This is a genomic window from Pantoea sp. WMus005 (assembly GCF_013415305.1).
Classification (GTDB): Bacteria; Pseudomonadota; Gammaproteobacteria; order Enterobacterales; family Enterobacteriaceae; genus Pantoea; species Pantoea rara.
Genome location: NZ_JACBXU010000003.1, coordinates 51,838 through 64,731, shown reverse-complemented (window position 1 = coordinate 64,731; position 12,894 = coordinate 51,838). Strand labels below are relative to the sequence as shown.

7 protein-coding genes are annotated in these 12,894 nt (G+C 58.0%); 4 read left to right on the top strand and 3 right to left on the bottom strand.

Annotated elements, in window-relative coordinates:
- Nucleotides 1-18 precede the first annotated feature (18 nt).
- Complete coding sequence (gene malE / locus HZZ01_RS12985; RefSeq protein ID WP_179897948.1) at nt 19-1,209, bottom strand: maltose/maltodextrin ABC transporter substrate-binding protein MalE; 1,191 nt, start codon at nt 1,207-1,209, stop codon at nt 19-21.
- 362 nt (nt 1,210-1,571) lie between these two features.
- On the opposite strand from malE, the gene malK reads away from it, so the two are divergent.
- The 3 genes from malK to malM all read left to right on the top strand — a co-directional run bounded on the left by malK (nt 1,572) and on the right by malM (nt 5,070).
- The gene (gene malK / locus HZZ01_RS12980) at nt 1,572-2,681 is read left to right on the top strand and encodes a maltose/maltodextrin ABC transporter ATP-binding protein MalK (RefSeq protein WP_179897946.1); all 1,110 of its coding nucleotides are present in this window, start codon (nt 1,572-1,574) and stop codon (nt 2,679-2,681) included.
- A gap of 44 nt (nt 2,682-2,725) precedes the next feature.
- The gene (locus tag HZZ01_RS12975) at nt 2,726-4,027 is read left to right on the top strand and encodes a maltoporin (protein WP_179897944.1); all 1,302 of its coding nucleotides are present in this window, start codon (nt 2,726-2,728) and stop codon (nt 4,025-4,027) included.
- 104 nt (nt 4,028-4,131) lie between these two features.
- A complete protein-coding gene (malM, locus tag HZZ01_RS12970; RefSeq protein WP_179897942.1) occupies nt 4,132-5,070 on the top strand; it encodes a maltose operon protein MalM in 939 nt (312 codons plus the stop codon).
- 231 nt (nt 5,071-5,301) lie between these two features.
- On the opposite strand, the gene malQ is transcribed toward malM, so the two are convergent.
- Together malQ and malP are read right to left on the bottom strand one after the other, a co-directional pair.
- On the bottom strand, nt 5,302-7,377 hold the full coding sequence (gene malQ / locus HZZ01_RS12965) for a 4-alpha-glucanotransferase (protein WP_179897940.1): 2,076 nt from the start codon (nt 7,375-7,377) through the stop codon (nt 5,302-5,304).
- Between the two features lie 8 nt (nt 7,378-7,385).
- The gene (gene malP / locus HZZ01_RS12960) at nt 7,386-9,788 is read right to left on the bottom strand and encodes a maltodextrin phosphorylase (protein WP_179897938.1); all 2,403 of its coding nucleotides are present in this window, start codon (nt 9,786-9,788) and stop codon (nt 7,386-7,388) included.
- A gap of 282 nt (nt 9,789-10,070) precedes the next feature.
- Between malP and malT the strand changes: the two genes are divergently transcribed.
- A complete protein-coding gene (gene malT / locus HZZ01_RS12955; RefSeq protein ID WP_179897937.1) occupies nt 10,071-12,773 on the top strand; it encodes an HTH-type transcriptional regulator MalT in 2,703 nt (900 codons plus the stop codon).
- Nucleotides 12,774-12,894 lie beyond the last annotated feature (121 nt).

Sequence of the window (12,894 nt, the reverse complement as noted above, 5' to 3'; positions counted from 1 at the left end):
GACCCCGGCATAGAAGGATTACTTCTTCAGACGGGCCTGGGCATCTTTCAGTGCGGCGTCAACGCTCTGACGACCGCCCAGCGCATTCAGGGTGGCGGTACGCATCGCGTACCAGAAGGCTGCCATCTGCGGGATATTAGGCATGATGTCGCCCTGTTTAGCGTTGCTCATGGTGGCGGCAATACGCGGATCTTTTTCCAGCCTCTGCTGGTAAGATTTCAGCGCCACGGCGCCCAGCGGCTTGTCTTTATTGACCATTTCCAGTCCGGAATCGGTCAGCAGATAGTTCTCCAGGAACTCTTTCGCCAGCTCTTTGTTTGGACTGGCGGCGTTGATCCCGGCGCTCAGCACGCCGACAAAGGCTTTCGACGGTTTACCCTTCAGCGTGGGCAGTTCAGTGACGCCATAGTCGATGCCGCTCTTGTCGAGGTTGCCCCACGCCCACGGACCATTAATGGTCATGGCGGTTTCGCCTTTGTTAAAGGCGGCTTCAGCAATGGAGTAATCGGTGTCGGCATTCAGGGTTTTGGCTTTAACCTGATCGACCAGGAACTGCATGCCCGCTTTCGCTCCGGCGTTATCGACGCCAACATCCTTCACATCATAATGACCGTCGGTGAGCTTAAAGGCGTAAGCCCCGCCTGCGGCCAGCAATGGCCAGGTGAAGTAGGGTTCCTGCAGGTTAAACATGATGGCGCTTTTGCTTTTGGCGCGCAGTTGCTTGTCGAGTCCGGCAATCTCTTCCCAGGTTTTCGGCGGGTTCGGCAGCAGCTTTTTGTTGTAAATCAGTGACAGCGCCTCAACCGAAATCGGATAGCCAATCAGCTTGCCGTCGAAACGTACCGCGTCCCACGTGAACGGGAAGATCTTCTCGCGGAAGCTGGCGTCCGGCGTCACCTCCGCCAGCAGGCCCGACTGTGCGTAGCCGCCAAAACGGTCATGTGCCCAGAAGATAATATCCGGGCCATCGCCGGTCGCCGCAACCTGCGGATACTTCTCTTCCATTTTGTCAGGATGTTCGACCGTGACTTTAATGCCGGTCTCCTTCTCAAATTTCTTACCCACGTCGGCAAGGCCGTTGTAGCCCTTGTCACCGTTGATCCAGATGACCAGTTTACCTTCCTCAATTTTTGCCATCGCGCTGGCTGAAAAGAGCACAGCAGAGAGGGCAGAAAGGGCCAGAATTCGTGTTCCGGTTTTCATTGTCATAAATCCATCCTGTTAGCGGAAGTGGTGAATGCTTTGTCGGCATCATTGTGCGTATCCGCCAGGGCTTCTCATCCTCCTCCGCTCTACGCCCCAGGCGCAATCGCTGTGATCGCGCTGGCAAAAAGCACCTGAAGCGGGCGCTTACGCGGCAAAAAATCCCTCGGGTCTGAGTTAGCGATCACAAAAAAGCGCGGCAGCCCCCGGGCCGGGGCGTCAGCCCGCATTTCTCCTCCTCCCGCCTCCTCCCCCAGTAGTTTGCGTTATGGCGGAGGATGTTACCGATTGTTTCCTCTCGCATAGTGAGCCCCGGAACCCGTCTGCCGCTGAGCAGACACGACTATGCAGCTAAGAGGGAAGGGATCATGGCGAGCGTTGTGTTACGCAATGTCACGAAAGCCTGGGGCGATACGGTGGTGTCGAAAGATATCGATCTCACCATTCGTGAAGGGGAATTTGTAGTTTTCGTCGGCCCATCAGGCTGTGGCAAATCGACGCTGCTGCGCATGATTGCCGGACTGGAGACCATCACCAGTGGCGAGCTGTTAATCGGCGACCAGCGCATGAATGACGTACCACCTGCTGAACGCGGCATTGGCATGGTGTTTCAGTCCTATGCGCTTTATCCCCATCTGTCGGTGGCGGAGAACATGTCCTTTGGCCTGAAGCTGGCCGGAGTGAAAAAAGCGGAAATTCATCAGCGCGTTAATCAGGTGGCAGAAATTCTGCAACTGGCGCACCTGCTCGATCGCCGCCCCAAAGCCCTGTCTGGGGGGCAGCGTCAGCGCGTGGCGATTGGCCGCACGCTGGTGGCGGAACCGCGCGTATTTCTGCTGGATGAACCGCTGTCGAACCTCGATGCCGCGCTGCGCGTCCAGATGCGGATCGAGATCTCCCGTCTCCATAAGCGCCTGAAGCGCACCATGATTTATGTCACCCACGATCAGATCGAAGCGATGACGCTGGCTGACAAGATCGTGGTGCTGGATGCCGGGCGTATTGCGCAGGTCGGCAAGCCGCTTGAACTCTACCACTATCCCGCCAACCGCTTTGTTGCCGGGTTTATCGGATCACCAAAAATGAATTTCCTGCCGGTCAAAGTGACCGCCACCGCCATCGACCAGGTTCAGGTGCGGTTGCCTAATCAGCAACTGGTGTGGCTGCCGGTTGACAGTGCCGGGGTTCAGGTTGGCAGCAATATGTCACTGGGCATTCGCCCGGAACATCTGCTCTCCAGCGATATCGCCGACGTCACCCTTGAAGGGGAAGTGCAGGTGGTGGAACAGCTGGGGCATGAAACACAGATCCACATCGAGATTCCCGCTATCCGTCAGAACCTGGTCTACCGCCAGGAAGACGTCGTGCTGGTAAAAGAGGGCGCCATCCTCGGTATTGGCCTGCCGCCCGAGCGTTGTCACCTGTTCCGCGAGGACGGGAGCGCGTGCCGCAGGCTGTATCAGGAGCCGGGTGTATAGCCCTGCCAAAAAACAATAAAAGCAATGACCTCAGGAGATAGAAAATGTTAACTCTGCGCAAACTTCCCATCGCCGTTGCCGTCGCGGTGGGAACCCTCTCCGCCCCGACGATGGCGGTTGATTTTACCGGTTACGCCCGTTCCGGCATTGGCTGGACCGGTAGCGGTGGCGAACAGCAATGTTTCCAGGCCACCGGCGCCCAAAGTAAGTACCGTCTGGGCAACGAATGTGAAACCTATGCCGAATTGAAATTAGGCCAGGAAGTGTGGAAAGAGGGTGATAAAAGCTTCTATTTCGACACCAACGTGGCTTACTCCGTGGCACAGCAGAATGACTGGGAAGCAACCTCACCCGCGTTCCGTGAAGCCAACGTTAAAGGTAAAAACCTGATCGATGCACTGCCAGGTTCAACCATCTGGGCCGGTAAGCGTTTTTATCAGCGTCATGACGTTCACATGATCGACTTCTACTACTGGGATATCTCGGGTCCGGGCGCGGGTCTGGAAGATGTGGATCTCGGCTTCGGTAAGCTCTCTTTCGCCGCAACCCGTTCTTCTGAGGCGGGCGGCTCTTATACCTTCTCCAGCGATCGTATCCGTGACTTCGCCACCAGCACCGCCAACGACGTGTTTGATGTGCGTCTGGCTGGACTGGAAACCAACCCGAACGGCGTGCTCGAGCTGGGTGTCGATTATGGTCGTGCTAATGCCCGTGATGGCTACCGTATTGAAGATGGCGCCTCTAAAGATGGCTGGATGTTCACGGCTGAACATACCCAGAGCATGCTGAAAGGCTACAACAAATTTGTGCTGCAATACGCCACCGACGCGATGACCTCGCAGGGCAAAGGCGTGCCGCAGGGCACCAATATCAATAACAACGGTGACATGTACCGCGTTCTCGATCACGGCGCCATCTCGCTGGCGGAACGCTGGGACCTGATGTACGTCGCCATGTATCAGAACATCGATCTGGACAACAACCGTGGCACCGAGTGGTACACCGTGGGTGTCCGACCAATGTACAAATGGACGCCAATCATGAGCACCCTGCTGGAGCTGGGCTACGACAACGTCAAATCGCAGCAGGCAAACGAGCGCAACGGCCAGTACAAAGTGACGCTGGCACAGCAGTGGCAGGCCGGTGACAGCATCTGGTCACGTCCGGCGCTGCGTTTGTTCGCAACCTACGCCAAATGGGATGAGAAGTGGGGCTACAGCAAAGATAACTCCGGCGATCTCACCTCCTTCGCCTCGGCGGACTCCACCGGCAACGGCATCCTGACCAACAGCCGTGGCAACGATGACGAAGTGACCTTCGGCGCGCAGATGGAAATCTGGTGGTAAGCCAGAACCTTTTCTGACGGGCGCGGACTCGCGCCTGATGGATCTCTTTGGTCGCGGTGTGCCATTGCCTGGTTCACACCGCGACCTGCAATAAGGTACGCATAATGAAAATGAAAAAACTGGCTGCACTCTGCCTGACGGCGGCGTTACTGACAGGACACACGCTTCCCGCCCTGGCGGAGGTCAATCTGGTGCCGCAGGATCTCTCTTCCGCACCGGTCGTCGCACCTGAATCTCTGCAACGCCTGAGCTGGCAGCCGCTGGCGGCCTCTCAGACGCAGACCACAAAACTCGCCAACAGCGGACAGACGCTGAATGCGCCCCACATTGCCGGGCCGGTCGCGGCTTACAGTCTGCCAGCGAATATCGGCGAACTGACGCTGACGCTGAACAGTGAAGTGGCGAACGGTCAGGTTTTCGCACCTAACGTGCTGGTGCTGGACGAAAACCTGCGCCCAGCGGCCTGGTTCCCGAGCCGCTACTTTACCTATCAGAAGCCGGGCGTGATGGCGGCAGATCGGCTGGAAGGGGTAATGAAATTAACCCCGGCGCTGGGCCAGCAAAAGATTTACCTGCTGGTGTTCACCACCGACAGCGATCTGACCCAGACCACCACGTTGCTTGATCCAGCCAAGGCTTACGCCCAGGGCACCGGCCATGCGGTACCGGATATTCCCGATCCGGTCGCCAGCCACAGCCGCGAAGGCACCATGAAGCTGAAGATGCAGACCAGTTCCGGCTCCTCGATCCTGGTCGGGCCGCTGTTTGGTTCATCCGGCGCGAGTGCAGTCACCGTCGGCAATACCGCACCAGCGGCAGCGTACAGCGCAGCACCGGCTCAGGCACCGTCCGCCGTGCCCGCGCCAAAAGCCCGTGCGGAACCGATCATGAGCGACACCGAGAGTTACTTTAACCAGAAGATTACCCAGGCGGTGAACAGCGGCAATATCGACAAGGCGCTGAAACTGCTGGATGAAGCCGAGCGGCTGGGGTCTACCTCTGCACGGCAAACCTTTATCAGTAGTGTTAAAGGCAAGGGGTGAAGCTGCCCCGACACTGTTGATGTTGTTCCATCTGGTGCGCTCTGGCGCACCTTTTTTTGGCGTGTAAATCATGAATGTAATGGGTTGAGACCTTAACCGATCTTACTTAACGTTGCCGGTCAGGAGAACGTTGAGGGGTGAGCGTTGTCATGCTAACCAGGTTAGCTAACGGATTCTAAAACCCTGGAATAGTTCCAGGGTTTATACTTCCTGAGTTCTGAACGTCAGTGCTTAATTCCGCACTGACCCCTTCCGTCGTGCCGTCAAATCGCGCAACAACCCTTCGGTCTGCGAATCACTGAATAGCGCCTCCAGCGGCACGCTCAATTTGCGTCGCCAGTTCGGATATTCATCACTGGTGCCGGGAATGTTCACCGGCGCGGCCATGTCCAGCCAATCCTCCGGTTGCAGGCCCAGCAGGGCGCTGTGGCTGTCTGCCAGATAGCGCTGCATCGCCCGGTTTAACGCTTTGCTCATGCCGGTGTGGCGTGCATCGCGTCCGGCACGTTTCGGCAGCGCGCCGACCCGATGCAGACTGTTCAGCAGCGCCTGCCTGGCCCGAAGCCGATCCTGATACAGCCCGGCCAGCACCACCTTGTCCGGATAGAGACCGAGTTGCGCGCCGGTTGTCAGATCGTTACTTTGCCACCAGCCACGCAGTGTCGGGAGGTCATGTGTGGTGGCGACAGCCATTGCCTGCCGTGGCCAGCTGGCGGGCGGGCGAAAACCGGTTTCTGAAGTCTGTTCGAACCAGAGCACCTTGTAGGAGTAAACGCCCCCATCCCTCAGCTTATCGACAATCGCTTCCGGAACGGTGCCCAGGTCTTCGCCAATCACCATGCAGCGATGACGCTGGCTTTCCAGCGCCAGAATCGCCAGCAGATCGTCGATGGGATAGTGCACATAAGCCCCGTGCATCGCGCTTTCACCGGCCGGGATCCACCACAGCCGCATTAGTGCCATCACATGGTCAATACGCAGCGCGCCGCAGTGGCGCATATTGGCGCGCAGCAGGGCGATCCACGGCTCCGAGGCGCGCTGTCGCATCACCTGCGGATCCATGGGCGGTAATCCCCAGTCCTGGCCGCGAGGGCCGAGAATATCGGGTGGCGCACCGATGCTGGCATTCATACAGTAGAGATCGCGCTCGCTCCAGGTCTCTGCGCCACCCTGTGCGACACCTACCGCCAGATCGCGGTAAAGTCCGATGGGCATCTGCTGCTGCTGACAGACGTCCCAGCAGCTTTCAAACTGCTGCGCGGCCAGCCACTGCAGCCAGAGCCAGAAGCGCACCTGATCCTGATGTTGCGCCAGGAAGGTCTTTACGGCCGGACTGCCAGGACTCTGAAACGCCTCCGGCCACACTGGCCAGCCCCAGCGCCCGCTATCCTGCGCTATCTGGTCGGCATGCAGCGCATCAAACAGCGCCTGATGCTGCAAGCTTTCGCCACCCTCACGGATAAATGCGGTAAATGCCTGCACCTCAGGATCGGCGGCATCGCGCTGGGTAAACTGCGGCCAGGCCAGGCTTAACGCCTGAATTTTGAGTCGGGTTACCGCTGCATAATCGACCCATTCAGTTGCGCGTGCCTGCTCCAGCGTCTGCTGCGTTTCGGGCTGTTGCCACCAGGCCTGCGCAGCCACGCTCAACTGGAAGTCAGTGACCGCACTGACATCGATGTAGAGCACATTAAGCCAGCGCCGTGACGAAGGGCTGTAAGGACTGGCGCTTTCCGGGCTGGAGGGAAACAGCGCATGGACTGGATTAAGGCCGATAAACGCGCCACCACGTGCGGCGACGTCCGGTAGCATCCGGCGCAGATCGCCAAAGTCGCCAACGCCCCAGTTCTGCGCGGAGCGCAGGGTGTAAAGCTGCACGCAGGCGCCCCACAGGGATTCACCTGCCAGCAGGGCTGGCGGTTCATAACAGCGGGCCGGGGCAATAATCACCCGGCACGACCACTGCTGCGCGCCCTGTTGCAGCGTCAGCTGATGGTAGCCTTCGGGCAGCGGCGGCAGATGCAGCGGCTGCGCGGGCTGGCAGCGGCCCGAGCTGATCTCACCCGACTCGCGGGTGAGATGCCAGTGGGCATCGTCAATCAGCTGTGGCGACAGGCTCAGCAGATCGCCGCTGCGGAAAATCACCACCGGTGGCAGCGGTGTGCTCAGCGCATGGGGAGGCTGCATCACCGCCAGCAAACGCTGGCGGGTCAGGGTTGGGATCGCCTGAGGCTTGCCGTGAGCATTGATATACTCAGCGGCGATGCCTGCCAGGGAAAAATCATCCATAACAGGTTCTGTTTTCATGGCATTCCTTAGCGTTTCGCTTGCCAGATGCGTTGCTGATAATCGCGGATTGCGCGATCGGAGCTGAACATGCCACAGCGTGCGGTATTGAGGATGGTGGCACGTGTCCAGGCTTCCTGATCGCTCCACAGCAGCTCAACCTGCGCTTGCGCGTGCAGGTAGGGCTGGAAGTCTGCCAGCACCAGATAAGGATCGCCGCCTTCCGGGCCGAGACTGTGCAGCATTGCGTCAAAAGCGTGAAGATCGCCCTGACTGAAGGTGCCATCTTCCAGTGCCTGTAACACCTGATTGAGCTGCGGATCTTTTTTGCGCCACTGCGCCGGAGCATAGCCACTGGCTTTTAAGGCCACCACCTGTTCCACGGTATGCCCGAAAATAAAGATGTTTTCACTGCCCACCTGCTCAGCGATCTCAACATTCGCCCCATCAAGTGTGCCGATGGTCAGGGCACCGTTAAGCGCCAGTTTCATGTTACCGGTGCCGGAGGCTTCTTTACCGGCAGTTGAGATCTGTTCAGAAAGGTCAGCGGCCGGAATCAGCCGCTCGGCGACGGAGACGTTGTAATCGGGAATAAACACCACCTTCAGGCGGTCGCCGATGCGCGGATCCTGGTTGATCACCTCGGCCACTTTGTTGATGGCGTAGATGATGTTTTTTGCCAGCGCATAACCTGGTGCGGCTTTGGCGCCAAACAGCACCACGCGCGGTACGCGGTTCGCCTGCGGATCGGTGACCAGTGTCTGCCACAGCGCAATGATGTGCAGCAGGCTCAGATGCTGACGTTTGTATTCATGCAGGCGCTTAATCTGCACATCAAACAGCGCGGTGGGGTCGATTTCGATGCCGGTCCGGTTTTTGATCCAGCCGACCAGCGCCTGTTTATTCTGCTGTTTGATGGTGCGATATTCCGCGCGGAACGTGGCGTCATCCGCAAAGGCTTCCAGCCCCTGCAGGGCATCAAGATCGTTCAGCCAGGGCTTTTGCAGCGTTCGGCTAATCAGCGCACTCAGCGCCGGGTTGCACTGATTAATCCAGCGGCGCGGTGTAATGCCATTGGTCACGTTATGGAATTTCTCCGGCCACATCTGGTGATATTCCGGGAAGAGATCCTGTACCACCAGTTTCGAGTGCAGCGCCGCGACACCATTGACCGCGAAGCCACTGGTGACGCAAAGGTTGGCCATGCGGAGCTGGTTATTGTGCACCAGCGCCAGTTTCCCCCATTTTGCGTCATCGTCCGGCCAGCGCGATGTGACAGCCGTTTTCAGCTGCGCATTCAGAGTATTAATGATCATCATATGGCGCGGCAGCAGACTGCGCACCAGGCGCACATCCCAGCACTCCAGCGCCTCCGGCATCAGCGTGTGATTGGTGTAGGCAAAGGTATGCTGGGTGATCTGCCACGCGCGCTCCCAGCTAAGTTGATGCTCATCCAGCAGCAGACGCATCAGCTCCGGAATCGCCAGCGTCGGATGGGTGTCGTTCAGCTGGATGACTTCGTGATCGGCCAGCGTTTCGATGCTGCGTCCGGCCAGATGGTGGCGACGCAGAATGTCTGCCAGCGCACAGGCGCACTGAAAATATTGCTGCATCAGACGCAGTTTTTTACCGTTCTGATGATTGTCATTGGGGTAGAGCACTTTGGTGAGTTTTTCTGCATCAATGCCCTGTTGCTCCGCACGCAGAAAATCGCCGTCGTTAAAGCGGCTGAGGTTGAACGGCTGAGCATGTTTCGCCTGCCACAAACGCAGTGGCTGGCTGATGCCATTCTCAAAACCGACTACCGGCAAATCCCAGGCTTCGCCGAGCAGCTCAAACGCCGGTTGCCACTGCGGCTGACCCGCAACCGTCACCACTTTACCGCCCAGTCCGACACGCACGTTCAGCGCGGCGTTATGGTTAAACCACGGATAGCTATCGCGCTGCCAGTCATCCGGCCCTTCGACCTGCGCGCCCTGTTCAAAACGCTGGCGAAACAGACCATACTGATAGTTCAGACCGTAGCCAGTAGCGGGCTGACCCACATTCGCCATGGAATCCAGAAAACAGGCCGCCAGACGACCCAGGCCGCCGTTCCCCAGCGCCGGATCGGTTTCATTTTCCAGCACGTCGGTCAGTGAAATATTCCACTCAGAGAGCGCGTCGTTAACCGCGTTATACCAGCCCAGATTCAGAAGGTTATTGCCGGTCAGGCGACCCATCAGAAACTCCATCGACAGATAGTTCACATGACGCAGTTCTGTCGGGGCTGGGGGAGCAGGCTGCGCGGCCAGCATGTCGGCCAGTGCACCGCTGAGTGCCTGCCACCACTGTGCATGTGTCATCTCCTGCGCATCGCGCAGGCCAAAACGCTGCCACTGACGGGTCAGGGCAGCATTGAACTGAAGCGGGTTGAATTCGGGCTGTGTCATGGTTGATGTCCTGTAAAAACAGAAAATGGGTCAATGTGACGACAGTCTGCCCGTGAGGAAACTTACGCTCATCCTCCCGAAAAGAATTAGCGCAGGAGGATAGGGAGGGTGGAGAGGATGAGGCAATTCCTAAATCGGCGAAGGAGTGTGATAGCGCACGCTTTTGTAAAGTTTAGTTAATGGGTTTGCTTGCATTCATCAGACGAAATGCTGAACCTGTGTAAGGAATAATTACGAAGCGTAAAATAATGATGCGCTCGACGAATGGAGAAACGCGCGCCCATGCTAATACCCGCCAAACTCAGTCGCCCGGTCCGTCTTCAGGGCACCGTCATCCGTGAAAGATTGCTCCAAAAGCTCACCGCTGCCGGTAACTATCGGCTGGTGCTGGTCACCAGTCCTGCGGGCTACGGTAAAACCACTTTGGTGTCGCAGTGGGCGGCGAGCAAAAGCGATCTGGGCTGGGTTTCTTTAGATGAGGGCGATAATCAGCCAGAGCGCTTTGCCGATTACCTGATTGCGGCACTGCAACAGGCCACTCACGGCGGCTGTCCCCGCAGTGAACTGCTGGCGCAGAAGCGGCAATATGTGAATCTCAATGCGCTGTTTTCTCAGCTCTTTATTGAGCTGGTGGAGTGGCAGCAGCCGCTGTGGCTGATTGTTGATGATTACCATCTGATCACCAATCCGGCGATTCACGACGCGATGCGCTTTTTCCTGCGCCATCAGCCTGAAAATCTGACGCTGATTCTGATGTCACGTAATCTGCCGCAGCTCGGTATCGCTAACCTGCGGGTGCGTGAGCAACTGATAGAGCTGGGCAGCCAGCAGCTCGCTTTTACCCATCAGGAGGCCCAGCAGTTTTTTGACTGCCGGCTGGCGGCACCGCTGGAAAGCGACGAGAGCAGCCGACTCTGTGATGATGTTGCGGGCTGGGCGACAGCACTGCAACTGATCGTGCTGTCGGCGCGACAGGGTGCCAGTTCGGCTCAGCATTCCGCCCGGCGTCTCTCCGGCATTAATGCCAGCCATCTTGCCGACTATCTGGTGGAAGAGGTGCTGGATAATGTCGATCTGCCCACCCGCCACTTCTTACTGAAAACCGCGCTGCTGCGTTCAATGAACGATGAGCTGATTGCCTGCGTGACCCGTGAAGAGAACGGTCAGATGCGGCTGGAAGAGATCGAGCGGCAGGGGCTATTTCTGCAGCGCATGGACGACTCCGGCTGCTGGTTCAGCTACCACCCACTGTTTGGTAACTTCCTGCGCCAGCGCTGTCAATGGGAACTGGCGGTGGAGCTGCCTGTGCTGCATCGGGCTGCGGCCGAGAGCTGGATGGCGCAGGGTTTTCCTGGCGAGGCGATTCATCATGCACTCGCCTCCGGTGATGCATCCATGCTGCGGGACGTGCTGCTGAAGCATGCCTGGACGCTGTTTAATCAGAGTGAGCTGCCGCTGCTGGAGAATTCCCTGAAAGCGCTGCCGTGGGAGATGATGCTGGAGAACCCGATGCTGGTGCTGCTGCAGGCGTGGCTGATGCAGACTCAGCATCGTTTCTCTGAAGTGGACAGTCTGCTGGCCCGCTTTGAGCAGGCCAGCCGCTGCGAGATCGATGCGGCCCTTCGCGGTGAATTTAATGCGTTGCGTGCTCAGGTGGCGATCAACGATGGCAATACTGATGAAGCGGAGCGGCTGGCGAAAGTGGCGCTCGATACGCTGCCAGCCAGCCGTCACTACAGCCGCATTGTGGCGACCTCCGTACATGGCGAAGTGATGCACTGCAAAGGCGAGCTGGACGATTCACTCAAGCTGATGCGGCAGACTGAACAGATGGCCCGTCGTGATGAAGTGTGGCACTACGCGCTCTGGAGCATGATTCAGCAGAGCGAGATTCTGTTTGCGCAGGGCTTTTTGCAGGCCGCCTATGAGATCCAGAGCCGCGCCTTTGTACTGGTAGAAGAGCAGCATCTGGCACAGTTCCCGCTGCATGAGTTTCTGCTGCGCATTCGCGCTCAGCTGCTATGGGCCTGGGGCCGACTGGAAGAAGCGGAGCAGGCGGCCCGCGAAGGGATCAACGTGCTGAACGGTTACCAGCCGCAACAGCAGATTCAGTGTCTGGGGCTGCTGGTGCAGTGCTCCCTCGCGCGCGGCAACATTGATAACGCCCGCAGCTATCTGAACCGGCTGGAAAATCTGCTGAATAATGGCAACTGGCACAGCGACTGGATCGCTAATGCCGATAAAGTCCGGGTGATCTACTGGCAGATGACCGGCGACAGTCAGAACGCCCGCGACTGGATGCGACAGACACCCAAGCCCGCCTTCGCCAACAACCATTTTCTGCAGGGGCAGTGGCGGAATATCGCCCGCGCGCAGATCCTGCTGGGTGATGTCAGCCAGGCGGAAGTGGTGCTGGAGGAGCTGAATGAAAATGCCCGCGCCCTGCGTCTGATGAGCGACTTAAACCGTAACCTGCTGCTGCTGAATCAGATCTACTGGCAGACCAACCGCAAAGCGGAGGCGCAGCGCGTGCTGATTGACGCGCTGAAACTGGCGCGCAGCACCGGCTTTATCAGCCATTTTGTGATCGAAGGCGAGATGATGGCGCAGCAACTGCGTCAGCTGATTCAGTTAAATACCCTGAATGAGCTGGACAGCCATCGCGCCCGCCGCATCCTGCTGGAGATCAACAAATATCACCGTCACAAATTCGCCCATTTCGATGAAGGTTTTGTCAGCCGGTTACTCAACCATCCTGACGTGCCGGAACTGATTAGAACCAGCCCGCTGACGCAGCGTGAATGGCAGGTGCTGGGGCTGATCTATTCCGGCTACAGCAACGATCAAATCGCCGGTGAGCTGGCAGTAGCGTCGACTACCATCAAAACCCACATCCGCAATCTCTATCAGAAGCTGGGTGTCACCCATCGCAGCGAAGCGATGAATCAGGTGCAGTCGCTGTTAAAAATGATGGGCTATGTCTGAGGGCCGGTATCTCATAGGGCGGCTTTAGCCGCTCACCGCCGAAACAGGTGGTCTGTATAAATGGGACGCGGGGCAGTTACTCTACTGCGAATCACGCGCTCTGATTAGCCTGATGTCGGGA

Bases quoted from the DNA above. Each gene is read 5' to 3' on its own strand.
- malE (WP_179897948.1), bottom strand. From the start codon at position 1,209: ATGACAATGAAAACCGGAACACGAATTCTGGCCCTTTCTGCCCTCTCT.
- malK (WP_179897946.1), top strand. From the start codon at position 1,572: ATGGCGAGCGTTGTGTTACGCAATGTCACGAAAGCCTGGGGCGATACG.
- HZZ01_RS12975 (WP_179897944.1), top strand. From the start codon at position 2,726: ATGTTAACTCTGCGCAAACTTCCCATCGCCGTTGCCGTCGCGGTGGGA.
- malM (WP_179897942.1), top strand. From the start codon at position 4,132: ATGAAAATGAAAAAACTGGCTGCACTCTGCCTGACGGCGGCGTTACTG.
- malQ (WP_179897940.1), bottom strand. From the start codon at position 7,377: ATGAAAACAGAACCTGTTATGGATGATTTTTCCCTGGCAGGCATCGCC.
- malP (WP_179897938.1), bottom strand. From the start codon at position 9,788: ATGACACAGCCCGAATTCAACCCGCTTCAGTTCAATGCTGCCCTGACC.
- malT (WP_179897937.1), top strand. From the start codon at position 10,071: ATGCTAATACCCGCCAAACTCAGTCGCCCGGTCCGTCTTCAGGGCACC.